This window comes from Mesorhizobium sp. Root695, assembly GCF_001428185.1.
Classification (GTDB): domain Bacteria; phylum Pseudomonadota; class Alphaproteobacteria; order Rhizobiales; family Rhizobiaceae; genus Mesorhizobium.
Map to the genome: position 1 here is coordinate 57,515 of NZ_LMHO01000001.1, position 25,080 is coordinate 82,594.

The 25,080-nt window shown below is 63.5% G+C and carries 24 protein-coding genes and 1 tRNA gene; 13 read left to right on the forward strand and 12 right to left on the reverse strand.

What is annotated here, in order from left to right:
- Positions 1-59 precede the first annotated feature (59 nt).
- Positions 60-824, reverse strand: a complete 765-nt coding sequence (locus ASD99_RS00265; RefSeq protein ID WP_244497563.1) for an SDR family NAD(P)-dependent oxidoreductase — start codon at positions 822-824, stop codon at positions 60-62.
- A 620-nt stretch (positions 825-1,444) separates the two neighbouring features.
- Here ASD99_RS00265 and ASD99_RS34470 point away from each other — a divergent pair.
- Both ASD99_RS34470 and ASD99_RS34475 read left to right on the forward strand, forming a co-directional pair.
- Positions 1,445-2,482 (forward strand): adenylate/guanylate cyclase domain-containing protein, encoded by a 1,038-nt coding sequence (locus tag ASD99_RS34470; protein ID WP_244497565.1) that lies wholly within the window; start codon positions 1,445-1,447, stop codon positions 2,480-2,482.
- On the forward strand, positions 2,479-3,189 hold the full coding sequence (locus ASD99_RS34475; protein ID WP_244497566.1) for a tetratricopeptide repeat protein: 711 nt from the start codon (positions 2,479-2,481) through the stop codon (positions 3,187-3,189). The genes ASD99_RS34470 and ASD99_RS34475 overlap by 4 nt, the downstream gene beginning before the upstream one ends.
- A 322-nt stretch (positions 3,190-3,511) precedes the next feature.
- On the opposite strand, the gene ASD99_RS00275 is transcribed toward ASD99_RS34475, so the two are convergent.
- Positions 3,512-3,588 (reverse strand) — tRNA-Arg (locus tag ASD99_RS00275).
- A gap of 278 nt (positions 3,589-3,866) precedes the next feature.
- A complete protein-coding gene (locus ASD99_RS00280) occupies positions 3,867-5,357 on the reverse strand; it encodes an ATP-binding protein (protein WP_057142655.1) in 1,491 nt (496 codons plus the stop codon).
- A gap of 278 nt (positions 5,358-5,635) precedes the next feature.
- Between ASD99_RS00280 and rpmH the strand changes: the two genes are divergently transcribed.
- The 4 genes from rpmH to ASD99_RS00295 all read left to right on the forward strand — a co-directional run bounded on the left by rpmH (position 5,636) and on the right by ASD99_RS00295 (position 8,710).
- Complete coding sequence (rpmH, locus tag ASD99_RS31650; RefSeq protein ID WP_008833937.1) at positions 5,636-5,770, forward strand: 50S ribosomal protein L34; 135 nt, start codon at positions 5,636-5,638, stop codon at positions 5,768-5,770.
- A 16-nt stretch (positions 5,771-5,786) separates the two neighbouring features.
- Complete coding sequence (rnpA, locus tag ASD99_RS00285) at positions 5,787-6,140, forward strand: ribonuclease P protein component (RefSeq protein WP_056592775.1); 354 nt, start codon at positions 5,787-5,789, stop codon at positions 6,138-6,140.
- Between the two features lie 14 nt (positions 6,141-6,154).
- Positions 6,155-7,969, forward strand: coding sequence for a membrane protein insertase YidC (gene yidC / locus ASD99_RS00290; protein ID WP_056592777.1), 1,815 nt, complete (start codon positions 6,155-6,157; stop codon positions 7,967-7,969).
- A 180-nt stretch (positions 7,970-8,149) separates the two neighbouring features.
- On the forward strand, positions 8,150-8,710 hold the full coding sequence (locus ASD99_RS00295; protein ID WP_056592780.1) for a fasciclin domain-containing protein: 561 nt from the start codon (positions 8,150-8,152) through the stop codon (positions 8,708-8,710).
- Positions 8,711-8,917: 207 nt separating this feature from the next.
- On the opposite strand, the gene ASD99_RS00300 is transcribed toward ASD99_RS00295, so the two are convergent.
- The 3 genes from ASD99_RS00300 to ASD99_RS00310 are packed head-to-tail and all read right to left on the reverse strand — an operon-like array spanning position 8,918 to position 12,205.
- On the reverse strand, positions 8,918-10,459 hold the full coding sequence (locus ASD99_RS00300) for a DHA2 family efflux MFS transporter permease subunit (protein ID WP_057142393.1): 1,542 nt from the start codon (positions 10,457-10,459) through the stop codon (positions 8,918-8,920).
- Complete coding sequence (locus tag ASD99_RS00305) at positions 10,456-11,748, reverse strand: HlyD family secretion protein (protein ID WP_082583099.1); 1,293 nt, start codon at positions 11,746-11,748, stop codon at positions 10,456-10,458. The genes ASD99_RS00300 and ASD99_RS00305 overlap by 4 nt, the downstream gene beginning before the upstream one ends.
- Entirely contained in the window at positions 11,741-12,205 is a 465-nt protein-coding gene (locus tag ASD99_RS00310) for a MarR family winged helix-turn-helix transcriptional regulator (RefSeq protein ID WP_057142394.1), read from the reverse strand. The genes ASD99_RS00305 and ASD99_RS00310 overlap by 8 nt, the downstream gene beginning before the upstream one ends.
- Before the next feature lie 179 nt (positions 12,206-12,384).
- Between ASD99_RS00310 and ASD99_RS00315 the strand changes: the two genes are divergently transcribed.
- The 3 genes from ASD99_RS00315 to yihA all read left to right on the forward strand — a co-directional run bounded on the left by ASD99_RS00315 (position 12,385) and on the right by yihA (position 14,124).
- Complete coding sequence (locus ASD99_RS00315; RefSeq protein WP_057142657.1) at positions 12,385-12,699, forward strand: hypothetical protein; 315 nt, start codon at positions 12,385-12,387, stop codon at positions 12,697-12,699.
- A 142-nt stretch (positions 12,700-12,841) separates the two neighbouring features.
- Positions 12,842-13,468 (forward strand): CatB-related O-acetyltransferase, encoded by a 627-nt coding sequence (locus ASD99_RS00320; RefSeq protein WP_057142395.1) that lies wholly within the window; start codon positions 12,842-12,844, stop codon positions 13,466-13,468.
- On the forward strand, positions 13,465-14,124 hold the full coding sequence (gene yihA, locus ASD99_RS00325) for a ribosome biogenesis GTP-binding protein YihA/YsxC (RefSeq protein WP_056592788.1): 660 nt from the start codon (positions 13,465-13,467) through the stop codon (positions 14,122-14,124). Before ASD99_RS00320 ends, yihA begins: the two co-directional genes overlap by 4 nt.
- A 23-nt stretch (positions 14,125-14,147) precedes the next feature.
- Here yihA and ASD99_RS00330 read toward each other — a convergent pair whose 3' ends face one another.
- Positions 14,148-14,882, reverse strand: a complete 735-nt coding sequence (locus ASD99_RS00330; RefSeq protein WP_056592791.1) for a TetR/AcrR family transcriptional regulator — start codon at positions 14,880-14,882, stop codon at positions 14,148-14,150.
- Between the two features lie 132 nt (positions 14,883-15,014).
- Here ASD99_RS00330 and ASD99_RS00335 point away from each other — a divergent pair, with 132 nt between their 5' ends.
- Entirely contained in the window at positions 15,015-16,217 is a 1,203-nt protein-coding gene (locus tag ASD99_RS00335; RefSeq protein WP_057142396.1) for an HlyD family secretion protein, read from the forward strand.
- A gap of 22 nt (positions 16,218-16,239) precedes the next feature.
- Positions 16,240-17,832, forward strand: a complete 1,593-nt coding sequence (locus ASD99_RS00340; RefSeq protein WP_056592797.1) for a DHA2 family efflux MFS transporter permease subunit — start codon at positions 16,240-16,242, stop codon at positions 17,830-17,832.
- A 176-nt stretch (positions 17,833-18,008) separates the two neighbouring features.
- On the opposite strand, the gene msrB is transcribed toward ASD99_RS00340, so the two are convergent.
- The 4 genes from msrB to ASD99_RS00360 form a co-directional block, all read right to left on the reverse strand.
- Positions 18,009-18,512, reverse strand: coding sequence for a peptide-methionine (R)-S-oxide reductase MsrB (gene msrB, locus ASD99_RS00345; protein ID WP_057142397.1), 504 nt, complete (start codon positions 18,510-18,512; stop codon positions 18,009-18,011).
- A 231-nt stretch (positions 18,513-18,743) separates the two neighbouring features.
- Positions 18,744-19,301, reverse strand: coding sequence for a fasciclin domain-containing protein (locus ASD99_RS00350; RefSeq protein WP_057142398.1), 558 nt, complete (start codon positions 19,299-19,301; stop codon positions 18,744-18,746).
- A 224-nt stretch (positions 19,302-19,525) separates the two neighbouring features.
- Positions 19,526-20,251 (reverse strand): anti-sigma factor domain-containing protein, encoded by a 726-nt coding sequence (locus ASD99_RS00355; protein WP_082525672.1) that lies wholly within the window; start codon positions 20,249-20,251, stop codon positions 19,526-19,528.
- Positions 20,248-20,787: a sigma-70 family RNA polymerase sigma factor gene (locus tag ASD99_RS00360; RefSeq protein ID WP_056592812.1), complete on the reverse strand. Its 540-nt coding sequence runs from the start codon at positions 20,785-20,787 to the stop codon at positions 20,248-20,250. Before ASD99_RS00360 ends, ASD99_RS00355 begins: the two co-directional genes overlap by 4 nt.
- 154 nt (positions 20,788-20,941) lie before the next feature.
- Here ASD99_RS00360 and ASD99_RS00365 point away from each other — a divergent pair, with 154 nt between their 5' ends.
- Both ASD99_RS00365 and argB read left to right on the forward strand, forming a co-directional pair.
- Positions 20,942-22,438 (forward strand): amidase, encoded by a 1,497-nt coding sequence (locus ASD99_RS00365; RefSeq protein WP_057142399.1) that lies wholly within the window; start codon positions 20,942-20,944, stop codon positions 22,436-22,438.
- A gap of 106 nt (positions 22,439-22,544) precedes the next feature.
- Positions 22,545-23,438, forward strand: a complete 894-nt coding sequence (gene argB, locus ASD99_RS00370) for an acetylglutamate kinase (RefSeq protein ID WP_013528489.1) — start codon at positions 22,545-22,547, stop codon at positions 23,436-23,438.
- A gap of 8 nt (positions 23,439-23,446) precedes the next feature.
- On the opposite strand, the gene bchE is transcribed toward argB, so the two are convergent.
- Positions 23,447-25,015, reverse strand: a complete 1,569-nt coding sequence (gene bchE / locus ASD99_RS00375; RefSeq protein ID WP_057142400.1) for a magnesium-protoporphyrin IX monomethyl ester anaerobic oxidative cyclase — start codon at positions 25,013-25,015, stop codon at positions 23,447-23,449.
- Between the last annotated feature and the right edge of the window lie 65 nt (positions 25,016-25,080).

Below are 25,080 nucleotides of genomic sequence, written 5' to 3' on the forward strand. Positions count from 1 at the left end.
GAGGAGTTTGGGCGAGGCGTGCCCGCCGACTGAACCGACGACAAACGCCAACTGAGCCTTCAGCCCTTGCGCTCCTGAAGGCTGTTGCCGCCGTCGACCACCAGCAGGGCGCCGTTGACATAGCTGGCGCCTTCCGAGACCAGGAACACCACCGCCGCGGCCACCTCGTCCGGCCGCCCGGCCCGCGCCGGCGGCGTATGCAGGGCGGCCTGCCGCTCCATCTCGCTCGTCGCCCCCGTTTCGATCCAGCCGGGGGCCACGGCGTTGGCCGTGATGCCGCTTTTCGCCACTTCGAGCGCCAGCGTGCGCGTCAGGCCGACCATGCCGGCCTTGGCGGCGGAATAGGCTGATGTGCCTTCGAAGGACACCAGCGGTCCGGTGACCGACGCCACATTGACGATGCGCCCGTAGCCCGCTTCGATCATCGCCGGCAGAAACGCCTTCGTAACGAGGAATGCCGTCTTCAGGCTGACGTCGATCCCCCGATCCCAGTCGGCCTCGGTCATGGCGAGGAACGCCTTGTCGACCGATGGCGATGCCAGCGAGCCCATGCCGGCATTGTTGACCAGTATATCGACCGCGCCGACATCCGCCCGCAGCCGCGCGACATCGGCTGCGATGGTGAGATTGGCGACCACGGCTTTGGCATCGATGCCTTCGGCACAAAGCTCAACGGCGCGATCGAGTACACGCGCGCTGGCACCGGTGAGGAAGACGGCATGGCCGGCGTGGCCAAGCTGCCGGGCAATGGCAAAGCCGATGCCGTCGGCCGCACCGGCCCCGGTGATGAGTGCGCGGCGGATGCTGGTAGGGGATATGGTCAAACTAGGCTCCGCTGGTTTCCGCCTGTCCGGCGAGTGGACAGCAGCGGCCGCAATCAACGAACCATAGCCTATGGATGGTTCTGGCGCGCCCGACAGGATGAACTGGGCACTCGTATGTCATCGTTTACGCTATCTAATTTCTGTAGCCGCGGTCCGCTTTGGATGGAAACTTGCCATTTCCTTCGTCAATATCAAGGGGCAAGGAGCTCCAGTTTCCGGCCTCAGCACCTCCAAGCGTGAACGTCTGGTGTGATGCCCGATGCGCGCGTTCGTAGTGTATCTCGCTGTTACATCGCGGCGACAAAAGCACCGCCACGGTGGCGTCAACCGGTTACCAACGGCAGCAAATATCTCCGGCCTTCTGGGACTGGCGTGTCAGCGTTCCCAGAGGCTGCGTGGGCGTGTCGCCGGTTGGCTGTTAGCGCGACGACTGGATCGCTCCACGCGTCGCAAGCGGGATAGCGAAATCTCGTGAAGACAAGGTCAAGCTGCGTTCTCCGTTCTGAATCGGCGACGGGCGGCAGCTGGGAGAGATGGATGCCATGCATGTTGGGCGTCTGGAAGTTGGCGGGGCATGGGCGCGAGGCAGTCCGCGTGCACGCGCCTGGCAGGGCGGTGCAATGACCGCGCAGCGCCGCCTCGCAGCGATCCTGGCTTGCGACGTGGTCGGCTATTCGCGCCTGATGGAGCGCGACGAGCGCGGCACGCTCGAGCGGCTCAAGACATACCGCAAGGACCTCCTCGAACCGCTGGTCTCCGAGCATCAGGGCCGGATCGTCAAGCTCACCGGCGACGGCATGCTGTGCGAGTTCGCGAGCGTCGTCAACGCGGTGACCTCGGCGATGGCGATCCAGCAGGCTTTGGCAGAACACGAGGCGGAGACGCCCGAGGAGGAGCGGATTCGCTTCCGCATCGGCGTCAATCTCGGCGACGTGGTCTGCGAGGAGGACGGCGACATCTACGGCGACGGTGTCAACATCGCCGCCCGCCTCGAAAACATCGCCGATCCAGGGGCCGTGGTCGTCTCGGGCACCGCCTACGACCACCTTCAGGGCAAGCTCGACTGCGGCTTCACGCCGCTCGGCGAACTGCGCCTCAAGAACATCGAGCGGCCTGTGCGCGCCTATCGCGTCGAGACCGACGCCACAGCCTCGGTGGCTGCACCGCCTCCCCTGCCCGCGAAACCCTCGATCGCGGTTCTGCCTTTCACCAACATGAGCGGCGACCCCGACCAGGAATACTTCGCCGACGGACTGGTGGAGGACATCATCACGGGATTGAGCCGGGTGAACTCCTTCTTCGTGATCGCCCGCAACTCGTCCTTCACCTACAAGGGCCGAGCGGTGGACCTGCGCCAGGTCGGGCGCGAGCTGGGCGTCCGCTACGTGCTCGAAGGTAGCATCCGCAGAGCAGGATCGCGGGTGCGTATCAGCGGGCAGCTGGTGGACGCGATCAGTGGGCACCATGTCTGGACCGACCGCTTCGAGGGCGACGTGAGCGACATCTTCGACCTGCAGGACAAGGTGACCGAGAGCGTCGTCGGTGCGGTCGAGCCGAGCATCCGGCTGGAGGAGATCAAGCAGGCGCGCATGAAGCCTACCGACTACATCGGTGCCTACGACCTCTACCTTCGTGCGCTGCGCGCTTCTATAGCATGACGCGCGAAGGCTTCGCCGACGTGCGCCGGCTCACCAACGAGGCGCTCAGCATCGACCCAGGCTTCACCTTGGCGAAGGCACTTGGTGCCTATATCCGCAGCCTGTCCGTGAGTCAGTGCTGGCACGAGCCCGACGATATCCGCGTCGCCGTGCGCATGGCCCGCGAGGTATTGGCGGACGCGCGAGACGACCCGACAAGCTTGCGTTTTGCCGCGCAGGTGATCGCCTACAGCGCCAAGGATTACGAGACGGCGCTGCACACGATCGAACGGTCCCTGCTCCTCAACCCCAATTCGGCGCAGGGCTATACGGGCAGCGGCTGGGTGAACGCCCATTCCGGCCGCTCCCTCGTCGCGATCGAGCACTTCCACAGGGCAATGCGGCTGAGCCCGGTCGACCCCGAGAAGGGCATCGCGCTCTCCGGCATCGGGATGAGCTACCTGATGCTCGAACGCTACGAGGAAGCGCTGGCTTGGGGAGAACGAGCGCTGCGCGAGATGCCGAATTACGGCTCCTCGCACCGGGTGGTGATCATGGCGCTGGTCAAACTCAATCGGCCGGACGAAGCGCAGGCGGCGGCGCGGCGGCTGATGGAGGCGTTCCCGACCTACACGCTCGGCCTGCAGACGCAGATCAACCCGTGGCGGGACAAGGTGTTCGCCGAGCGCTACGTCGAGGCGCTGGGTATTGCCGGCGTGCCGGCGTGATCATCGCGCTTGCAAAGACGCCCTCTCCTGCGCATCACGTCCGGCCAGGCGACGCCCCTTGATCCCGCGTCGCTTCTGGAAGGATAGTTCTCTGGCCGGCTTTGTCCGAGGACTGAGCGCGTAGAGCAGCTGTGAACAGCCGGCGAGCTCTCTGTTGGGTTTGCGTCGACTTCCGGTTTCCACCCTGACGAGACCTACCGACGGTGCAGACAAATGTCGCCTTCGGGTCATTGTCACAAGTTCAGCCGAGGACGGGCGAGTTTCTGCTTGGAATCGGAACGCCGACCCCAGTACCCGGTTTTGTTCTGGAATGGCGGAAATTTGGCGCGCCCGAAGAGATTCGAACTCCTGACCCCCAGATTCGTAGTCTGGTGCTCTATCCAGCTGAGCTACGGGCGCGCAACAGGCCATGCTTTCCATGACCCCGCGATCCGATCATGAACGACCGGCCGCGACGAGACGTGTTCCCTAGCGACTGAATTTCCGAAAAGCAAGCCGATCCGGCAAAAGTTTTGTCACAAGTGCCCAGGCCGGCGACTGCGGGCCGGATTCCGGTGCTTCGAGACGACCAGGAAGTCGACCCTGTTCGGGGGGAGGGAAAGCGCCGGGCCTGGAACGCAGCGGAAGAATACGGAACCTTGGAGGCAAGAGCGTCGGGCAAAACAGCGCCCGAACCATCATGCCGGGCGGCGCAGGCCGTTGCGGGCTTGGTCGAGCCGGACCGGCTGGTCGGGGATGGTAACGGCGAATGTGGTGCGCCCGCCAATGCTCTCGACCAGTTCGACCGTGCCGCCATGCGCGCGGATCAATTCGTGCGCGATCGCCAGCCCAAGGCCGGTGCCGCCGCTGCGGGCCGAGCCGCGAAAGGCCGCGAACAGGTTTTCGCGCGCTTTCGGCGGCAGGCCGGGACCGGTGTCGCTGACGGCAATGCGGCTGACGCTGCCCAGGCGCACGGCCGACACCGCCAGGCGGCGCACCAAGGCGCTTTCACTGTCGGCCGCCATCGCCTGCACCGAGTTGCGGCACAGATTGGTCAGCACGCGGAACAACTGGTCGGAATCGGCGTCCACCTCGAAGGCCGGCTCGACGGAATTGACGAACTCGATGCCCTGCTCGATGTCGAGCAGGCCGTGCACGTCCTCGACCAGCTGGCGCAGCCTCAAGCGTCGGCGCGCCGGTGGCGGCTCCTGGGTGCGGCCATAGGCCAGCACGCCTTCGGAATAGGACACGGCACGGTCGAGCGCGCGCAGCAGTTTCGGCGCGAAGGCTTGCACGGTCGGGTCCTTCACCTGGCGCAAGCGGTCCGACATCAGCTGCGCCGAGGCCAGGATGTTGCGCATGTCATGGTTGATCTTGGAGACCGCAAGGCCGAGATCGGCAAGGTGCTTCTGCTCGGACAGCATCTTCTGCAGCCGCTCCTGCATCTGCGACAGCTCGCGCTCGGCGACGCCGATCTCGTCGGCGCGGGCGGCCGGATGGATGATGCGCCCGGGATCGTCGGGCGCTTCAGAGAAGGACAGCATCGAGCGCGTCATCGTCCGGATCGGCCCGATCATGATCAGGTCGATCGCGGCATAGACCAGCATGGCGGTGAACAGCGAGATCAGCAGTGAAACAAAGGCGACATTGCGGGAATATCGCAGCATCGCGTTGCGCAGGCTGTTGTCGGGCATGATCAGCTCGAACTCCTTGTCCGAGTCGCCGACCGGGCCGAAAACGCGCAGCATTCGGTCGCCGCCGAAAAACAGCGTGTCAAGCGCGCCGGTCATGCCCTTGATCATGCCGATCGAGGCGATATCGATGTGTTCGTCGACCTTCGGCGGCATTTCGGCCACCACCAGCAGCCGCGAGACGCCGCCGTCGCGCACCGCGATTGCCTTGGCGCCGATTGCCATCAGCACGTCGTTCTGGGCCGTACGTGACAGCGACGTGGATTCACCCTGCACCAGCACGATCGACACCGCCGCTGCCGTGCTCAGCCGCTCCTTCAGCCAGTTCAGCCGGTAGCTGGCGATCCAGGGCAGGAAGATGAGCACTTCGGCCAGCAGCACGAAAACAATGGTGAGCAGCAGCAGCTTGGTCGACAGGCCGCGCGACAGCGGCACCGTGCGCACGATGGCTGGCGCTGCCGTGCCGATCCCTTCCTGCGCTTGTATGGTTTCGCTCATACGGTCCATGTCTTCACAATCACTTGATCAACGCAGATTAGGCGATTACGGCTTTTTTGCCAATTTCGTCCTTGGTCGGAAACATAAACGGCCTGAACGGCGCCGGGCTTGCGCCCGACGACTCCGGATTGACTTCCAAAAGCCTTCTTTCTATAAGCCCGCACACGCTCGGGCCATTCGTCCCGGCGCGGTTTCGATCGCGCCAAAGCCGGCCCGGCAAAGCTCCTGTTACAAAGTGACAGAATCAAGAAGGGCCGCACCCCGCGGTATTAAAACAAATGAAGCGTACCTACCAACCGTCTAAACTCGTCCGCAAACGTCGGCACGGCTTTCGTGCCCGCATGGCCACCAAGGGTGGTCGCGGCGTCGTCGCAGCTCGCCGCAACCGCGGTCGCAAGCGGCTCAGCGCCTGAACGGAAGACGAGATCGTTGCCCGCATCCGGCAAGCCAGTGGGACCAAATCCCAAGCGGCTCCTGAAGCGCGCGGAATTCCTGGCCGTCCGTCGTGGTGAAAAGCGACGCGGGCGGCTTTTTCTCGTTGAAGTTCTCGACCGCGGCGACGGCCTGTCGCCGCGCGTCGGCTACACCGTCACCAAGAAGGTCGGCAATGCGGTTGTCCGCAACCGCGTCCGGCGGCGGCTGCGGGAGGCTGTCCGTACGCATGCGGCAAGTGACATGGCGCCTGGCAATGACTATGTCATCGTCGGGCGTGAAGACGTGCTTACCATTCCGTTCGGCCAGTTGAAGGCCGAACTCTCCCGCCGAATGCGCGGAACACGATAGGCCAAGGGCTTTCGATGGAAAACAACCGGAACTTCTTCATCACCATCGCGCTGTCGGTGCTGATCCTGGCGGTATGGCAATATTTTTATGTGTTGCCGCGCAGTGAGCAGCAGCGCGAGGCGGCCCGCGTCGAACAGCAGCGCGTCGAGGAGCAGAAGAAGGCCGCCGACGCCGCCAATCCCGGCGCCGATACCGCAACGCCCGCCGCACCTGGCGCGATTCCGAATGCACCCGGCAGCAACGCGATTGCGGCGGTCGACCGCAACCAGGCGCTGGCGGCGACGAAGCGCGTCAAGATCGATACGCCAAGCCTCGAGGGTTCGATCAACCTGACCGGCGCCCGTCTCGACGACCTCAAGCTCAAGCACTACACCGAGACGGTCGACAAGAATTCGCCCGAGATCAGCCTGCTCAACCCGGCGGCACTGCCCAATGGCTACTATGCCGAGATCGGCTTCGTCGGCAACGACAAGACCGGCGCGGTGCCCGGTCCGGAGACCGTGTGGGCCGTCGACGGCAATGCGACGCTGACGCCGACAACCCCGGTCACGCTGACCTATTCGAACGACAAGGGCCTGACCTTCAAGCGCACCTTTTCCGTCGACACCAACTACATGTTCACGGTCTCCGACACGGTCCAGAATTCGGGCACCACTGCCGTCTCGCTGTCCAATTACGGCCGCGTCACCCGTTTCGACAAGCCGGCCGTTGCCAGCACCTATGTGCTGCATGAGGGCCTGATCGGCTTCACCGGCACCGAAGGCCTGCAGGAACACAAATACGCGTCCATCGAGAAGGACAAGCAGTTCACGCCGGGCAAGTCGACCGACGGCTGGCTTGGCATCACCGACAAATACTGGGCGGTGACGCTGGTGCCGACCGAGAAGCAGCCGTTCCAGCCGCGCTACGCTTATTTCGAGGACGGCCGCCCTCGCTACCAGTCCGACTTCCTGACCGACCCGATCACCGTCGCTGCCGGTCAGTCGGCGACGGTGGAGAGCGAAATCTTCGCCGGCGCCAAGGAGGTCGGCAAGATCAACGCCTATGCGGAAGACCGCCACATCAAGCGCTTCGACCTGTTGATCGACTGGGGCTGGTTCCACTTCATCACCAAGCCGATGTTCTGGCTGATCGACACGCTCTACAAATTCTTCGGCAATTTCGGCCTGGCGATCCTCGCCACCACCGTCATCGTCAAGGCCATCTTCTTCCCGCTCGCCAACAAGTCCTACGCGTCGATGGCGAACATGAAGAAGGTGCAGCCGAAAATGCTCGAGATTCGCGAGAAATACGCGGACGACAAGATGAAGCAGCAGCAGGCGATGATGGAGCTGTACAAGACCGAGAAGATCAATCCGCTTGCCGGCTGCTGGCCGGTGGCGCTGCAGATCCCGGTCTTCTTCTCGCTCTACAAGGTGCTCTACATCACCATCGAGATGCGGCATGCGCCGTTCTTCGGCTGGATCCAGGATCTGGCGGCACCCGATCCGACGTCGATCTTCAATCTGTTCGGCCTCGTTCCGGTCACCTTGCCGCACATGCTGATGATCGGTGTCTGGCCGCTGATCATGGGCGTCACCATGTTCCTGCAGATGCGCATGAACCCGACGCCGCCGGATCCGACGCAGGCCGCGATCTTCACCTGGATGCCTGTCATCTTCACCTTCATGATGGCGGGTTTCCCGGCCGGCTTGGTTATCTACTGGGCCTGGAACAACACGCTGTCGATCCTCCAGCAAGGCGTGATCATGAAGCGCCAGGGCGCCAAGATCGAGCTGTGGGACAATCTGGTCGCACTGTTCCGAAAGAAACCGTCACCGGCGGAATAGAAGACGCCGAGCTTTCTCCAGCATTCAAAAGAGCCCCGCTTCGCGCGGGGCTTTTTTCTTGAATGGAGCCGACATCACGTTCCCGTGACCAGCGAAACTAACGCCCCGCGAGCGGCGTGACTGCGTGTGCGTTTCCAAAGGCTATCAATTCCGATCAGCCCTCACCCGGAGGACGAACACATGCGCTTGCCGTCATTCAGGACCATCGCCATTTCCGCTCTTGTCGCCAGCGTGGCGATTGCCGCTCCCGCCTATGCCAAGAACCCGAATGTCGGCGGCGCGCCGATGTACACCACCAAGAACATCGTCGAGAACGCCGTCAACTCGAAGGACCACACCACGCTGGTCGCCGCGGTCAAGGCCGCCGGCCTGGTCGATACGCTGCAGGGCGCGGGCCCATTTACGGTCTTTGCGCCGACGAACAAGGCGTTTGCGGCCCTGCCCAAGGGCACTGTCGACACGCTGCTGAAGCCGGAGAACAAGGGCCAGCTCACCAAGGTGCTGACCGCGCATGTCGTGGCCGGCAAGATCTCCGGCGCCGATATGATGAAAAAGGCCAAGGCGATGGGCGGCAAATATGAGATGAAGACCGTTTCCGGCGACACGCTGACCGCCGAAGTCAAGAACGGCAAGCTCTACATCATGGACGAGTCAGGCGGCGAAGCCAAAGTGACGATCGCCGACGTCAACCAGTCGAACGGCGTCATCCATGTCGTCAACAAGGTGCTGTTGCCGAAGTAACGGCTTCCGGCGAAGGGGATCAAGGCAGGTCCGCTGGGGCTTTCTCGGACCTGCCTCCCCGCCCCATGACGAGGTGCCATGTTTCTGGGGAAGCCGTACCGGCCGGGGTCCTGTAGTCCCTCACAGGACCCCGGTTCTTTTTGATTTACGCTTGACCAGGCAGGCTGTGTCTTACCCTGGCGTATCGGCCGGCCGGTTTGCGCCGCGTCATTCCATGACGGCGCTGTGGTCGATCTTGGCCGGTGTCGCCGGCTTGCGCAGCAAGAGGACCAGCGGAATGGCGGCAAGCGACAGGATCATCATCAGCTTGAAGTCGTTCATATAGCTGATGATCGTGGCCTGCAGCGTCACCACGCCGTCGAGCGCGGCGCGGCCGGCGGCGCTGTAGGGGTTCATCGCCTGGAAGATCGCCGGATTGCCGAATGCCTGGTTGTAGGGCGTCACATAGGTGGCGATGTTGGCGTGGTTGATCTGCACGTTCTGCGTCAACAGCGCGGTGACCACCGAGATGCCGACGCTTGAGCCGATATTTCGTGACAGGTTGTACAGGCCGGTGCCTTCCGCGCGCCGCTCCGGCGCGAGCGTGGCGAAGGTGATGGTGGTCAGCGGAACGAACAGGAAGCCGAGCCCCGCGCCCTGGATGAAGCCGGTGCTGATGATCGTCCATTGCGAGACATCAGGGGTCCAGCCGGTCATGTCGTACATCGCCCAGGCCGTGACCAGCAGGCCGGTCAACAGCAGCCAACGCGTGTCCACCTTGCCGATCAGCCTGCCGACCAGGAACATGCACGCCATGGTGCCGAGACCGCGCGGCCCCATGACGATGCCGGCCGTCACCACCGGATAGCCCATCAGCGTTTGCAGATAGGGCGTCATCAGGGCCAGCGAAGCCAGATAGGTGATGCCGATGATGAAGATGAAGATCATCCCGACGGCGAAGTTTAGGTCGAGGAAGAGCCTCGGATTCACGAACGTGTTGCGGGCGGTGAAGGTGTGGACGAGGAAGATGTAGAAGGCCGACGCGCAGATCAGCGCCTCGACGATGATCTCGGACGACGAGAACCAGTTGAGCTGCTCGCCACGATCGAGGAACATCTGCAGCGATGCGATGGTGACGCTGAGCATGCCAAAGCCCAGCCAGTCCAGCCTCGCCTTGAGGTCCGTCCTGGTTTCCTGGACGAACATCGACACGCCGGCGAAAGCCAGCGCGCCGATCGGGACGTTGATGTAGAACACCCAGCGCCAGCTGACATTCTCGGTCAGCCAGCCGCCGATGACCGGCCCGAGCACCGGCCCGACCATCACCGAAACGCCGAACAGCGCCATCGCCGAGCCGCGCTCTTCGACGCTGTAGATGTCGAGCAGGATGCTCTGCGCCAGCGGCACCAGGGCGGCGCCGAACAGGCCTTGCAGCAGGCGGAAGCCGACGATCTGCGGCAGCGACTGAGCGAAGCCGCACAGCACCGACGCGACAACGAAGCCGGTGATGGAGATCAGCAGGATGCGCTTGCGGCCGAAACGATTGGCAAGATAGCCCGAAGGCGGCGTCATGACGGCCGCCGCGACGATATAGGACGTCAGCACCCAGTTGATCTGGTCGGCGCTCGCCGAAACGCTGCCCTGGATATAAGGAAGCGCCACATTGGCGATGGTCGTGTCCAGCGCCTGCATGATCACCGCCAGGATCACGCAGGCGGTGATGGCGCCGCGATTGGCGACCACGCCACCTGTCGCGGACGCGCCGGTCATGACTCTTGCCCGAACCGGTTGATGAGATCGGTGACGAAGTCGGGCAGGCCGCGCGCATGGCCGGTATCGATGCCGACCACGGCGCTCATTCCGCCGCGCAGTGGCGGCTTGCCCTGGAGATCATCGACCGTCACACGCAGCGGAATGCGCTGGACAACCTTGACCCAGTTGCCGGTGGTGTTCTGCGCGGGAAGCAGCGAGAAGCTCGACGACGACGCCGGGCTGATCGAGGCGACCGTCCCGTGCCAGACGGCACCCGGGTAGGCGTCGACGCTGATCGTCGCCGTCTGTCCCGGCCGCACATAGGTCAGTTCCGTTTCCTTCGGCTCCGCCGCGATCCACAGGTCGGTCGCCGAGACCAGGCTGAACGCCGGCTGCGAAGCCGGCAGGTACTTGCCGACCTGAAGCGCGTCGACATTGGTGACGATGCCGTCGAACGGCGCCTTGACGACGGAATCGGCAAGATTGCGCTGGGCGTCGTCGACCGCCGACTGGGCCTGAAGGTAGAACGGGTTCTTCTCCACGGGCTGGCTGGCGTCGCCGCCAAGCTGGGCAAGCGTCGCCTGCGCCTGCGCCTCGGCAACGGACACTTTCTGGCGGGCGGCAACGAGATCGTGCTGGGCGCTGTCGAAGGTCGCCTTGGAGGAGGTCGAGGTCTTGAGCAGATCCTGCTGGCGCTGGAAAGCGGCCTCGTAATAGGGAATATCGGCCTGCGCCTGCTCGATCAGCGCTTGCGACTGCCGGTAGCTCGCCAGCAAGGTCAGCACCTGGTTGCGCACCGTCCCGAGTTGGGCCTGGGCGGCGGCGAGAGCGGTTTCGAAAGAGGCCGGCCGCAACCGGAAAAGCACCTGATCCTTCTTCACCGCCTCGTTCTCGTGCACGTCGATCTCAGACACTGTGCCGGAGACATCGGTGGAGACGCCGAGCGACTGCGCCTGGATGTATGCATTGTCTGTCGTCATGACCTGGCCGCCGATGACGTAGTAATAGCCGCCGACGACCAGCGCGACCGGAAGCAGGGCAAACAGGATCGGCCGCGTCAGGCTGCGCTTCGGCTTTGCCGGCGCCGGCGGCGCTACAGCGACCGTGGCTTGCCGCGGCTCTTTGGACGGAGCCTCGAGTGCCGCCGGCTCCAGGGCGACCAGTGCATCCAGCTCGTCATCGCCGATGACGGTGTTGGCTCGCCTTTGTTCGCGTTCGCTGTCCAGCCGGATGATCTGGTCGCTCGTCCGGTTGGCGGAAGGCCCGTCTTCTTCGACAGGCTTCTTGGGTGAGTTTGATTCAGCCATGCATTCTCTCCCGGTCGACGGCAGGCTGGGTGCAAGCCTCGAGCAGATTGGATTTGATGAGGGACAGGGTTTGCAGCAGATGCAGTTGGGCATCCGCGGAAAGTCCGGCAAAGGCCTCGCCACGCGTCTTCTGGCCATTGCTGCGCATGATTTCGAGCAGCGGATGGGCTTCCGGCGTCAGGTAAAGCAGCCATGCTCTGCGATCGGCAGGATTGGGCCGGCGCTCGATGAAACCGCGGGCTTCCATCTTGTCGAGCAGCCGGGCGAGCGTGATCGGCATGATCTCGATCAGATCGGCGAGCTTGTTCTGGTGGATGCCTTCATGCAGGGACAGATAGGCCAGCGCCTGCCACTGGGCGCGGGTCAGCCCCGACGCCCGCGACCGCTGCTCGAACCGCTTTCGAAGCAGGCGCGCGACATCGTGCAGCACGAAGCTGATGTTGGGTGACGACGGCATGGGAGGTACTGGGGTTTTTCGGCGCGACTTTTAGTGAGCATGCTTATTATCATCATGCACATAATCCCGCTGGACGCGGTACGCAAGACGGACTAAGCCCGCCTGGAAAAAATGCCGCATGGACTGCGACGCAACAAAGAAAGGCCCTGTAACAGGCGTTGCCGGGCGAGGATATGACGATGAATAGGCTGAAGATCGCGACCGTGGCGGCCCTCGCGGGATGGCCTGGCATTGCGCTCGCAAAGGAGGCCGTCAGCTGCGGCGGCGCCGCCATGCTGAGTGGCGCGCAGTTGAACTGCAGCCACGTCGAACCCCAGGCACCGCCTCAGTTTTGCACCTATAGCTGGGCTCTGCACACGCCCGCCGGCGACCAGAAAATCGTCGAAGGCACCTTCATGTTGCCGCCCGGCGCCTCGAATGTCACGGTCTATCAGGGCAGCGGTTTCGACCGTGCGCTGTCAGACCCGATCGTGATCTGCCGCGGCGGTAAATGATTAAAGCCGCCAAGGAAAGCTCGCTCGTCTGCCGATTGGTGCTATAGGGCGGATCACGCTATTTTGAACAGGCGCATGCGGGTTTCGGATGCGCCTGGCGGCCATTTCCTTGACGGACCCCAATTCTTTAACGGACCTCGATATGGACGGACCCAACCCCAGCATCAAGCACCCGATCCCGATGCACACCCGCGTCGGCTTCCTCAAGGGACTGGTGAGCGCGCCGAACATCGAGATCGGCGACTTCACCTACTATGACGATCCCGACGGGCCGGACAAATTCGCCGAAAAATGCGTCCTGCACCATGGCGACAAGCTCATCATCGGCAGGTTCTGCGCCATCGCCGAGGGCGCGCGCTTCATCATGAACGGTGCCAACCACGCAATGTCCGGCTTTTCGACCTATCCGTTCAATATTTTCGGTCATGGCTGGGAAAAGGGTTTTGACCCGGCGACGTGGTCGAAGGAGGTTCGAGGCGACACAATCGTCGGCAACGACGTCTGGATCGGCATGGAGGCGGTGATCATGCCCGGCGTGACGATCGGCCATGGCGCCATCGTCGGTGCGAAATCACTGGTGACGCACGACGTGCCGCCCTATGCGATCGTCGCCGGCAACGCGGCCAAGGTGGTAAGGATGCGTTTCGACGACCGGACGGTCAGGCGGCTGCTGGCGGTGGCGTGGTGGAACTGGCCCGTGGACAAGGTCAGCCGCAACCTCGATGCTATCCGGGGTGCCAATATTTCTCTTCTGGAGGCAGCAGCTTGAACGCTCTGAACAGCAGCATAATCGGCACCGAACTGTTTACGCGCGGGTGGATCTTCATCCGCGGCGTGCCGGCCATGAAGTTCCTGCCGCCGGAAGGACCGCCGGAAATCGCCTTTGCCGGCCGCTCGAATGTCGGCAAGTCGTCGCTGATCAACGCGCTGGTCAACCAGAAGGGGCTGGCGCGCACCTCCAACACGCCGGGGCGCACGCAAGAGCTCAACTATTTCGTGCCGGACGGATTTTCGGGTGAGGGCGCCGACCTGCCGCCCTTGGCGCTGGTCGACATGCCTGGCTACGGCTACGCCACCGCGCCGAAGGAGAAGGTCGACGAGTGGACCAAGCTGGTCTTCGACTATCTCAAGGGCCGCGTCACACTGAAGCGGGTTTATGTGCTGATTGACGCCCGCCATGGCATCAAGGCCAAGGACGAAGAAGTGCTGTCGCTGCTCGACAAGGCGGCGGTGTCCTACCAGATCGTGCTGACCAAGACCGACAAGATCAAGGCTGCCGGCGTGCCGCGGCTGATCGAGGAGACCCTGGCAAAGATCAAGAAGCGGCCGGCGGCTTTCCCATTCGTTCTGGCGACGTCTTCGGAAAAGGCCGAGGGCCTCCAGGAATTGCAGGCTGCGATCGTGCTTGCCGCCAATGGCGGCTAAGCATCTCCACCTTAGGGCGTGGCCTAGGGCTTGGCTTCGATAGCAATCGTCTGATGGCCTTCTTCCTCCGCAAGCCTTTCGGTGCCGTAGGCTTTCATGAACATCGAGACGCCTGACCTGACGATGTGGTCGATCTCGTCCTGGGTCGGGGCTTTGGTGCGGTAGGCGAAGATGCACTGGCGGAACAGGCCTGCCAGGCACAGCTCGGTGAGCTGATAGGCGGCGAGATCGACATCGTCGATCCGCAGCAGGTCGCGCTTGATGGCGGCATCGAGAAACGCCGCGACCTTGTCGTGACCACGCTTGGGACCGCGTTCGTAAAACCTTGCGCCCATGTCGGGTATCCGGTCGGACGCGCCGATCACCGTGCGCTGCGCCTGGATCACCCTGGCCGACGTGATCTTGAGGGCCAGCACCTTGCCGAACTTCACCAGCGTCTCGCGCAGGTCGTCGGCGTTGTCCAGCACGTCATACATGTTCTTGAAGATCGTGCCGCGCTCTTCCTCGATCAGCGCTTCGAACAGCTCTTCCTTGTTGGCGAAATAGACATAGATCGTGCCCTTGGAGACACCGGCCTCACGGGTGATGTCATTCATCGAGGCGGCTTCGAACCCCTTGTCGATAAAGACACGACGGGCGCCATCGATGATCTGGCTGCGCTTGACCGGATCCTGCCCGGCCGCCGGGCGGCCACGGCGCAAGCTGTCCAGCAAGTCGCCACACGGGTCTGTTTCGACGCTGGGCGGTGTCTCGGTCATGAAAGTCACACCTCGAAAATAATTCGAACCAACCGGTTCGATTGCCCTTGATATGGTCCTCTTCACGCGCTATGTCAACGCCCGGATCGAACCGAACGGTTCAGTATCATATTATAATTTTAGAGAGATGTCATGTCCTCGAACGCGCCGACCACAGCCGAAGTCCGTCCTTTTCCCAACGCCAAGGTTGCGCCAGCGACGGAAGCACCGGGAGTGCCTGTCCAGCCCGCCGTATCATCGCCGCCGACAGAGGCTCCGGTCAAGAAGAAGCGCTCGGTGCGCTTCTTTCTGCTGCCGATCATCGGCGTTGCCTTGCTGAGTGCCGGCGCCTGGTACGGTTACGATTACTGGACCACGGGCCGCTTCATGATCTCGACGGACGACGCCTATGTCCAGGCCGACATGGCGTTCATCTCGCCCAAGATTTCCGGCTATGTGGATCAGGTCAAGGTGAGCGAGAACCAGTCGGTCAAGGCTGGTGACCCGCTGCTCGTCGTCGATGACGGCGACTACAGAATAGCCGTCGCCCAGGCCGAGGCGCAGATCGCCACCTTGAGCAAGACGCTCGACCGTATCGACGCCCAGACCGAAGCGGCACGCGCCGCGCTGCAGCAGGCACAGGCGCAGAAGGTCGCCGACCAGGCCGCGGCCGACAATGCGGGCAAGGTCGCGGCGCGCGCCTCGCAGCTGCTCAAGACGCATGTTGGCACGCAGGCCCAGCTGGACGACGCCCAGACGGCGGTGCAGCAGGCCAACGCCGCGCTTGTCGGTGCCGATGCGCAGATCGCCGCGGCGCAGGCCAATATCGGCGTGCTGCAGGCGCAGCGCGCCGAATCGGCAAGCACGCTGGCGTCCTTGCAGCTTAGCCGGGACAAGGCCCTGCGGGATCTTTCCTTCACCGTGCTCAAGGCGCCTTATGACGGCGTCGTCGGCAACCGTTCCGTCGAGCAGGGCGATCTCGTCAGCCCCGGCCAGAAGCTCGCCGTCATCGTGCCGATGGACAAGCTCTACATCGTCGCCAACTTCAAGGAGACGCAGCTGGCCCGGCTGGTTCCCGGCGAGAAGGTCAAGATCTCGGTCGATGCGACCGACGGCCGGGACTTCGAGGGAACCGTCTCGTCGCTGGCGCCGGCTTCCGGTGCCGTGTTCTCGCTGCTGCCGCCCGAAAACGCCACCGGCAACTTCACCAAGGTGGTGCAGCGCGTTCCGGTCCGCATCGACGTTCCCGCCGATGTGCTGAAGAGCGGCAAGCTGCGCGCCGGCCTGAGCGTCGTCGTCGCCGTCGACAGCCGCACCGCCCCATCCGGGTCGGCATCAGCGGCCGCGTCGAACTGAGCGGCCGCCGGGGAGCAATGCTATGGCAACCGCAACCCTGACAGCAGGAGCGCCGCCGGCCAGGCCGGCTGTGCCTGACACCATTTCGACGCGGCGCGTCATCGCCTTCCTGGCGATGGTGTTCGGCATGTTCATGGCCATCCTGGACATCCAGATCGTCTCCGCCTCGCTGGCCGAGATCCAGGCCGGCCTGAGCGCCAGCTCCGACGAGATCCCGTGGGTTCAGACCGCCTATCTGATCGCCGAAGTGGTGATGATCCCGCTGTCGGGTTTCCTCAGCCGGATGCTGTCGACACGCGTGCTGTTCACGATCTCGGCGGCAGGCTTCACCGCGGCCAGTGCGCTGGCGGCGACCGCCACCAACATCGACCAGATGATCGTCTACCGCGCCGTCCAGGGCTTCATCGGCGGCGGCATGATCCCGAGCGTCTTTGCTGCCGCCTTCACCATCTTCCCACCGTCGCGCCGCGCCGTCGTGTCGCCGATGATCGGCCTGGTGGCGACTCTGGCGCCGACCATCGGCCCGACCGTCGGCGGCTATATCAGCCATGCCATGTCCTGGCATTGGCTGTTCCTGGTCAATGTCGTGCCCGGCATCCTGGTGACGACGGCGGCCTGGACGCTGATCGACTTCGACAAGCCCAACCTCAAGCTGTTCAGCAAGTTCGACTGGTGGGGCCTCGCCGGCATGGCAGCCTTCCTTGGCTGCATGGAATATGTGCTCGAGGAAGGCCCTAACAATGACTGGCTGCAGGACCAGGGCGTGTTCATCTGCGCCATTGTCATGACCATCGGCGGGGTGCTGTTCTTCTGGCGTGTGTTCACCGCCGAGGAGCCGATCGTCGACCTGAAGGCGTTCACCAACATCAACTTCGCCTTCGGTTCGCTGTTTTCCTTCGTCATAGGCATCGGCCTCTACGGCCTGACCTATCTCTACCCGGTGTTCCTCGGGCGCATCCGCGGCTACGATTCGATGATGATCGGCGAGGCGCTGTTCGTCAGCGGCCTGGCGATGTTCTTCACTGCCCCGATCTCGGGCGTCCTGTCGAACAAGATGGACCCGCGCCTGATGATGATGGTCGGCTTCTTCGGCTTCGCCACCGGAACGTGGTGGATGACGCATCTGACCGCCGACTGGGATTTTTATGAGCTGCTCATCCCGCAGATCCTGCGTGGCTGTTCGATGATGCTGTGCATGGTGCCGATCAACAACATCGCGCTCGGCACCTTGCCACCCGAGCGGCTCAAGAATGCGTCGGGCCTGTTCAACCTCACCCGCAACCTTGGCGGTGCCGTCGGCCTTGCCCTGATCAACACGGTGCTGATCGACCGCAATGCCTTCCACTACGCAAGGCTCTCCGAGCATGTGCAATGGGGCAGTGAAGCCGCGCAGACCAAGCTGCGGAACATGACGCTCAATTTCGAGCAGACCCCCGGCCTGGACGCGACAAGTGCGGCGATCTCCAAGCTGTCGGGCATGGTCCAGCAGCAGGCGGCGTTGCTGTCCTTCATGGACGTGTTCTTCATGCTGACGGTACTGTTTGCGACGCTTGGCCTGTTCACCATGCTGATCCGCAAGCCGGCCGCGGCCGGTGGTGGCGGTGGCGGGCACTGACACCAGAGCAATTCCAGGAAAAGTGTGAAGCGGTTTTCCGTCAGGAATTGCGACAAAACAAAGATACGTGGGCAGCGGTTTCGGGAAGCTCCTCCAGTCCACGCCCGAAAAGCTCTGACCGCGCAAAAAACTCCGGGCCGCAAGCCCGGAGTTTCTTGTATCCGGTTTGGAGTTTGTCAGGCCGTGGCGGGCTTGAAGGTCAGCGCGACGCCGTTGATGCAGTGGCGCAGGCCGGTCGGCGCCGGGCCGTCGTCGAAGACATGGCCGAGATGGCCGCCGCAACGGCGGCAATGCACCTCGGTGCGGGTCATGCCGAGCGACCGGTCCACGGTCTTGCCGATGCCATTGGCGATCTCCTGCCAGAAGCTCGGCCAGCCGGTGCCGGACTCGAACTTCGTCTCCGACGGGTAGACCGGCAGCTCGCAGCCGGCACAGGCAAAGATGCCCTTGCGGTGTTCGTTGAGCAGCGCGCTGGTGCCGGGATATTCGGTGCCTTCCTTGCGCAGCACGTCGAAGGCAGCCGGCGACAGGATGGCTTTCCACTCGGCGTCGGTCTTGGTGACCTCGAATTTCTCGGCGGCCTGCGCGGCCTGCGGGTTGCTCATGCGCAGCACTGTTGCCGCGGCGCCGACAACGCCGATGGCGGCGACGCCGCTCAAAAGAAAGTCGCGACGATTCATGACCAATTCCTCCTGTTGTCTCTTAGCCCAACTATACCGCCGCACGGAAATCAAAAGCCGGTGACGGTGGTCCTCGAACGAACACTCCGCGCCGTCCCACATCTGAACGTGGACGATGCGGAGTGCGCGGGTCAATTGCGGATCACGGGAGCGAGACCATGCAATCGACGGAGGGTCCTTGCTGCAAGTTCGCCGGCAGCAAGCCCCCTGTTACATCTTGGGCAAAAGAAGTTACATCTTGGGCAAAAGAACCTTGTCGATGACGTGGATGACGCCGTTGGACTGCTCGACATCGGCAATCGTCACATTGGCGACATTGCCGTTCTCGTCGGTGACGGTGACCTTGCCGCCGTCGGCCTTGAGCGACAGCTCGCAGCCGCCAACGGTCTTGACCTTGTGGGTGCCGCCATCAGCCTTGGCCATCGCGGCCACGTCCGCCCCCATCGCCTTGGCGCCGATGACATGGCAGGTCAGGATCTTGGTGAGCTTGTCCTTGTTCTCGGGCTTGAGCAGCGTCTCGACCGTGCCGGCCGGAAGTGCCGCGAAGGCGTCATTGGTCGGTGCGAACACGGTGAACGGGCCGGCGCCCTGCAGCGTTTCGACGAGGCCGGCAGCCTTCACGGCGGCGACCAGCGTCGTGTGGTCCTTCGAGTTCACGGCGTTTTCGACGATGTTCTTGTTGGCGTACATGGCGGCGCCGCCAACCATCGGGTTTTCGGCATAGGCGGCGGTGGCAAGGGCGGAAACGGCGATCGTGCCGGCGAGCAAAAGGGTGACATATCTACGCATGATGCAAACTCCTCGGGTTTTTCTCTTCCCATCTTCGGGGACGCGAGGAGATACGGAACAAAAATCCGGAAGTTTCAGAAATATTTTGATTTTTTATTTTATCAGGCGTGCCGCAGAGATTTTCCAGCGCAACCGCTTGCCGGCTAACATGCTGTCTATTGGCATGCTCAGCGAAGGATAGACTTGGGATAGGCTATTTTGAAGTTGCAGGCGCGCGAAGCCGCTCAGATGCTTTTCAGATCGCCCGCTGCGACCACCGGTCCGGTCGGCTGGCCGGTCGGCGAACCGCCCGAGGGCTCGAGGCTGACAGCAAGCACCGCGCCTTGGGCAAGCTTCTGCTGGGCCGCGGGCGAGACTACGATATGCACCGTAGCACCTGCCGGAATGACGCCCATCGAGACCGGCGGGTTCTTGCCCTCGATCATCCACAGTTCGAAGTCCTTGCCGGCGGCACGCTCGCCGGAGACATGCGACAGGCCGACCTCGTGATGCGAGGCATCATAGACGGCGAGATATTTGACATCGCTGCCCTCGGCGGCCAGCGAAGCGACGAGGCGCGGCTGCGGCTGCTCGACCGGTGGGTTGAGAATGGGCACGGCGATGTAGATCGCCAGTGCTGCAACCGCCGCCGCGGCAAGGCCACGCCAGAAGGCCAGGCTGGACCATAGGCCGCGCGATTCAGCGGGAGTCGCCACGGAAGCGGCGGACGCGAACAGGCGGCGATCGATCGCAGGCTTGACCGAAGCCGGCGGCTCGATTTCCGGATAGGCGGCGGCCAGCGCCGAAAAATTGACCTCCCAGCCGTCCACCAAGCGGGCGAAATCCGTCTCGCCGTCGATGCGGCGGGAGGCGATCTGGCGTTCGTCGGCATCCAGCACGCCGAGAACGTATTCGGCGGCGAGCAGGTCGTCGCCTCCACGTTCCGGGCCTGTGTCTTCTGCCAGCGTCATCTTTCCAGACATTCTCTGAGTTTCAACAGGCTGCGGCGCAGCCAGGTACGCATCGTGTTCAACGGCACGCCGTGGCGCTCCGCCAGTTCGGCATAGCTTTCACCCTTGAGATAGGCGCCCCGAACGGCCGCCGCCCGGTCCTTTTCCAACTCATCGAGACAATGATGGATGCGTTCGGACTCGTCGCCCGCCACCACCATCGCTTCAGGTCCCGGCGCTGGATCGGCCACGTCGAGCGCGGCATCGATATCGGCGGCAGGCTTGCGTCGCGCTCGTATGCGATCGATCGCATGATTGCGCGCTATCGCCACCAGCCAGGAGATCGGGCTCAGATCGGAGACGGCAAAACGATCCGCCTTCATCCATATCTTGACGAAGACTTCCTGTAGCGCTTCTTCAGCATCTCCCCGGTCGTTCAATACACGAAGACAGACGCCAAAAAGTTTCGCGCTGGTCTGCCGGTAGAGCAGATCGAACGCAGCCCGATCCTTCATCGAAGTCCGGACGATCAGCTTGGTGATGTCCTGCGGCGTCATCTCAGGCAAATTAGGCGATTGCAATGTATTTGCAACGACGGAAATAGTCTTGTGCACGCCCAGGTTTTGCGTGCCGCCAGCCCCGGATCGGTCCGTCGATTGCCAATGAAATCGCCACTGGCTAGCTTGCTTACCTACAGTGACGGGGGAACGCATGTCGGTTGAACGAATCCTTTGGGAAGAAGACGCAACCGGCCTCGCCGACCTGCTCCGCAAGGGCGACATTTCAGCCGTCGAGCTGACCGAAGCCGCGATCGCGCGTGCCGATGCCACCCGTCCCGACATCAACGCCACGGCCGAGCCGCTCTATGATGCCGCCCGAGCCCGGGCGAAGACCGTCGACCGCTCGCTGCCGCTGGCCGGCGTTCCCTTCGCCATCAAGGATCTCGGCATCGCCATCAAGGGCGTGCCGACGCATGGCGGCAGCCGCATTCCGGCATGGCTGGCCGATGTCAATTCTGTACTCACCGACCGCTTTCTCGCCGCCGGGCTCATTCCGATCGTCACCTCGACGTCGCCGGAACACGGGCTGCGGCTGATGACCGAATCCAGGGCCTTCGGCATCACCCGCAATCCCTGGAACACCGGCCACACCAGCGGCGGCTCGTCGGGTGGTGCGGCGGCACTGGTCGCCGCCGGCGTCGTGCCGGTGGCGCATGCCTCGGATGGCGGCGGCTCGATCCGCGTGCCCGCCGCCTGCACAGGCCTTGTCGGCCTGAAGACGTCGCGCGGCCGCACACCGCTGACGCCCCTGGTGAGCGAAAGCTGGTACGGCATGGTGGTCGACCATGCGCTCACCCGTTCGGTGCGCGATTGTGCGCTGCTGCTCGACCTCACCCACGGTCCCGACCTTTTGTCGCCCTATGGCGCGCCACCGCCGAAAGGCACGTTCGCGGCTGCCGCCGCGCGTGATCCCGGCAAGCTCAGGCTGGCCGTGTATCACAAATCGCCGCTCGGCCTGCCGATCTCGGATGAGACGCTCAAAGCGCTCGACACGGCGGTGGCGCTTGCCCGCGAAGGCGGCCATACCGTCGAGGAGATCGATCTGCCCTTTATCGGGCGCGATTTCTTCGCCGACTTCTGCAGGACGGTCGCCTCTGCCGTCGCCGGCACGATGCGTGCGCAAGCGCTGCGTGTCGGCCGTTCCGTTACGGGCGACATCGAGCGGGCGACGCGCGTGCTCGCCCGCTTCGGCGAAATTGTGTCGGCCGGCGAGACCTATGCCGACCTGCAGCGGCTGCATGCCGCCTCGCGGCAGCTGATCGCGGAGACCGCGCAGTATGACGCCGTGCTGATGCCAATCATTGCCCACCCGCCGCTCGCCTGCGGCGGCATGGATCCGAAAGGCGCCGACGAGCTCATCGAGAACCTGCTCGACAAGCTTCATCTGACGCCCTTGCTGAAGCTGAAGCCATTCTTCGGCCAGTTGATGGACAAGAGCCTCTGGTTTACCCATTGGCCGGCGATCCAGAATGTCAGCGGCCAGCCGTCGATCGCGCTGCCGGTTCATGTCACCGACGCCGGCCTGCCGATCGGCATCCAGGCAGCGGGCCGTCCGGGCGACGAGGAGACGCTGCTGTCGCTTGCCGCGCAGTTGGAGAAGATCTCGGGTTGGCTGGTCCGCAGGGCGCCACTGATGGTGCCGTCATGATGACGAGGTCGTGTGGCGCTCGAATATGACAGCAAAGCCATTTGCGGGCGGCGCCAATTCCCGCTAAGACGCCGCCGTCCTTACCGATCTTCAGGGAAACAAGCCGATGACGGAAATAACCGCCACCGCCGAAATGCAGGCCGCCCTGCTGTCGCGGGCGCTGCCCTACATGCAGCGCTACGAACACAAGACGGTCGTGGTGAAATATGGCGGCCACGCCATGGGCGATATCGAGCTCGGCAAGGCGTTCGCGCGCGATATCGCGCTCCTGAAGCAATCCGGCGTCAACCCGATCGTCGTCCATGGCGGCGGTCCGCAGATCGGCGCCATGCTGGCCAAGATGGGCATCGAATCCAAGTTCGAGGGCGGCCTGCGCGTCACCGACCAGAAAACGGTCGAGATCGTCGAAATGGTGCTGGCCGGTTCGATCAACAAGGAGATCGTGGCGCTGATCAACGCCGAGGGCGAATGGGCGATCGGCCTGTGCGGCAAGGACGGCAACATGGTGTTCGCCGAAAAGGCCCGCAAGACCATGATCGATCCGGACTCCAACATCGAACGCGTGCTCGATCTCGGCTTCGTCGGCGAGCCGGTCGAGGTCGACCGCACCTTGCTCGACCTTCTGGCACGCTCCGAAATGATCCCGGTGCTGGCGCCGGTGGCGCCCGGCCGCGACGGCCACACCTACAACATCAACGCCGACACCTTCGCCGGCGCCATTGCCGGCGCTTGCCAGGCGACACGCCTGCTGTTCCTCACCGATGTGCCGGGCGTCCTTGACAAGAACAAGAAGCTGATCGACGAACTGACGGTGGCCGAGGCCAAGGCGCTGATCAAGGACGGGACAGTCTCGGGCGGCATGATCCCCAAGGTCGAGACCTGCATCGAAGCGATCGAGCGCGGCGTCGAAGGCGTCGTCATCCTCAACGGCAAGACGCCGCATGCGGTGCTGCTGGAACTGTTCACCGAACACGGCGCCGGCACGCTGATCGTGCCCTGAGCGGCTTGTCAGCCGGCTAACTTTTTCGCTCCGGGATCTGCAGGATTGCCGATGGTGGGGATGGCCGGCTTTCTGGCCGGGCGTGAAACCGTCATCGATTCCTCCTCGGCGTCCTGCGGCGTCCCCCAGAATTCGGCAAGCGTCGGGCCGTCTTTCGCCCTGATGTCGCGGGCCAGAAATCCCCATACCTCGCGGAACCAGACGCGGCGGCCCATCTGCGTGTACCAACGCATCGAATGGCGTTGCTCGGGATCCTTGTGGAACAGGATACGGGCCAGCGCCTTCGGCCGCGTTTGCACCGCCAGTTCGATCAGCTTGACGCCGAAGAACAGCATCCACGGCTTCAGCCGCGTCATCTGCAGCACCTGGTGCTTGTAGTCCCAAAGGCGGGCATCCCGCTGGATCACCTTGCGATCCCGCGCGATGCGGAAGAACGGCGTCCAGCGATGCGGTGTCACGTAGAGCGCCTGGATCTGGTCCGGATCGTAAGCGATCAGCTGTCGAAAGCCGCGCCAGAGGTCGCGAAAGCCTTCGTCCTCGAAGCCGGCCACCCAGGTCGCCATCGATAGGATGCCGTGCAGGCGCAGCAGCCTTATCGCCTCGCGGTCGGATGAGGTGCTGCCGCCCTTGCGGATCAAATGAAGCGTCTGCTCGTCGGTGTTTTCCATGCCGAGCAGCCAGCGGATGACACCGGCCTTGCGGTAGAGATGCAGGATGTCGGCATCGCGCACGATGTCGTCGGCGCGGGTCGAGCCGACGATCAGCACCGCCACATTCTCGGCGATCAGGGTGTCGAGAAAGGCGCGCCAGGCTTTCTTCGAAACCGTCGGATTCTCGTCGGCTAGATTGATCAGCTCGACGCCGTGTTCGCGGTGCAGCCAGGCGATTTCTTGCGCGAATTTCACGGGATCGCGATGCCGCCAGCGGGTCCAGAAGCCGCGCTGGCCGCAATAGTTGCACAGATGCGGGCAGCCGCGCGAAAACTGCATGACCACGGCCCGCTTGCCGCCCCAGTAGCTGTACCTATCATGGTCGATCAGCTCCCAGCCGACGCGGTAGACGTCGAGATCGGCTATGGTCATCGCCGGCTGCGTGGCGAAGGGCCGGCGCAGATCGTCGCGATAGGCAATGCCGGCCACGCTCGTCGGCGGCTGGTGCATCTCCAGCGCCTCTACCAGCGCCACGACGGTCGCTTCGCCCTCGCCACGCACGATGAAGTCGAAGGCATCGGTAGCGGCCAGGATGTCGCGCCAGTGATAGGTCGGAAAGACGCCGCCATAGATGATGATGGTTGCCGGCTCGCGCTCCTTGATCATCTTGGCGATCAGCAAGGCGGTCGGATGCGCCGAGGTCGAGCCGGAATGGCCGATCAGGATGAAGTCGGGGCGATCGGCGAGCGCGTTGCACGCCACCTTGTCGAGCGACATCGGCCCGAATTCGGCGTCGACAAGCCGGACCTCATGGCCGGCATCGATCAGCGGGCCGCCCAGCGCCAGCAGGCCAAGCGGCGGCAGGTGATCGTCGGGCACGCGGCTACCGATGGCCGTATGCGGCGGATTGATCAGGACGATTTTCATGGCGGACCTCTGGGCAGTTGGTCCGCGCAAGCTGGCCGGCGATGTGGACACGCGCTTGGCCCGTT

What these genes read in the sequence shown, in the direction of transcription:
- ASD99_RS34470 (WP_244497565.1), top strand. Translation starts at nt 1,445, where the DNA reads ATGACCGCGCAGCGCCGCCTCGCAGCGATCCTGGCTTGCGACGTGGTC.
- ASD99_RS34475 (WP_244497566.1), top strand. Translation starts at nt 2,479, where the DNA reads ATGACGCGCGAAGGCTTCGCCGACGTGCGCCGGCTCACCAACGAGGCG.
- ASD99_RS00280 (WP_057142655.1), bottom strand. Translation starts at nt 5,357, where the DNA reads ATGAGCGAAACCATACAAGCGCAGGAAGGGATCGGCACGGCAGCGCCA.
- rpmH (WP_008833937.1), top strand. Translation starts at nt 5,636, where the DNA reads ATGAAGCGTACCTACCAACCGTCTAAACTCGTCCGCAAACGTCGGCAC.
- yidC (WP_056592777.1), top strand. Translation starts at nt 6,155, where the DNA reads ATGGAAAACAACCGGAACTTCTTCATCACCATCGCGCTGTCGGTGCTG.
- ASD99_RS00295 (WP_056592780.1), top strand. Translation starts at nt 8,150, where the DNA reads ATGCGCTTGCCGTCATTCAGGACCATCGCCATTTCCGCTCTTGTCGCC.
- ASD99_RS00300 (WP_057142393.1), bottom strand. Translation starts at nt 10,459, where the DNA reads ATGACCGGCGCGTCCGCGACAGGTGGCGTGGTCGCCAATCGCGGCGCC.
- ASD99_RS00305 (WP_082583099.1), bottom strand. Translation starts at nt 11,748, where the DNA reads ATGGCTGAATCAAACTCACCCAAGAAGCCTGTCGAAGAAGACGGGCCT.
- ASD99_RS00310 (WP_057142394.1), bottom strand. Translation starts at nt 12,205, where the DNA reads ATGCCGTCGTCACCCAACATCAGCTTCGTGCTGCACGATGTCGCGCGC.
- ASD99_RS00315 (WP_057142657.1), top strand. Translation starts at nt 12,385, where the DNA reads ATGAATAGGCTGAAGATCGCGACCGTGGCGGCCCTCGCGGGATGGCCT.
- ASD99_RS00320 (WP_057142395.1), top strand. Translation starts at nt 12,842, where the DNA reads ATGGACGGACCCAACCCCAGCATCAAGCACCCGATCCCGATGCACACC.
- ASD99_RS00330 (WP_056592791.1), bottom strand. Translation starts at nt 14,882, where the DNA reads ATGACCGAGACACCGCCCAGCGTCGAAACAGACCCGTGTGGCGACTTG.
- ASD99_RS00335 (WP_057142396.1), top strand. Translation starts at nt 15,015, where the DNA reads ATGTCCTCGAACGCGCCGACCACAGCCGAAGTCCGTCCTTTTCCCAAC.
- ASD99_RS00340 (WP_056592797.1), top strand. Translation starts at nt 16,240, where the DNA reads ATGGCAACCGCAACCCTGACAGCAGGAGCGCCGCCGGCCAGGCCGGCT.
- msrB (WP_057142397.1), bottom strand. Translation starts at nt 18,512, where the DNA reads ATGAATCGTCGCGACTTTCTTTTGAGCGGCGTCGCCGCCATCGGCGTT.
- ASD99_RS00350 (WP_057142398.1), bottom strand. Translation starts at nt 19,301, where the DNA reads ATGCGTAGATATGTCACCCTTTTGCTCGCCGGCACGATCGCCGTTTCC.
- ASD99_RS00355 (WP_082525672.1), bottom strand. Translation starts at nt 20,251, where the DNA reads ATGACGCTGGCAGAAGACACAGGCCCGGAACGTGGAGGCGACGACCTG.
- ASD99_RS00360 (WP_056592812.1), bottom strand. Translation starts at nt 20,787, where the DNA reads ATGACGCCGCAGGACATCACCAAGCTGATCGTCCGGACTTCGATGAAG.
- ASD99_RS00365 (WP_057142399.1), top strand. Translation starts at nt 20,942, where the DNA reads ATGTCGGTTGAACGAATCCTTTGGGAAGAAGACGCAACCGGCCTCGCC.
- argB (WP_013528489.1), top strand. Translation starts at nt 22,545, where the DNA reads ATGACGGAAATAACCGCCACCGCCGAAATGCAGGCCGCCCTGCTGTCG.
- bchE (WP_057142400.1), bottom strand. Translation starts at nt 25,015, where the DNA reads ATGAAAATCGTCCTGATCAATCCGCCGCATACGGCCATCGGTAGCCGC.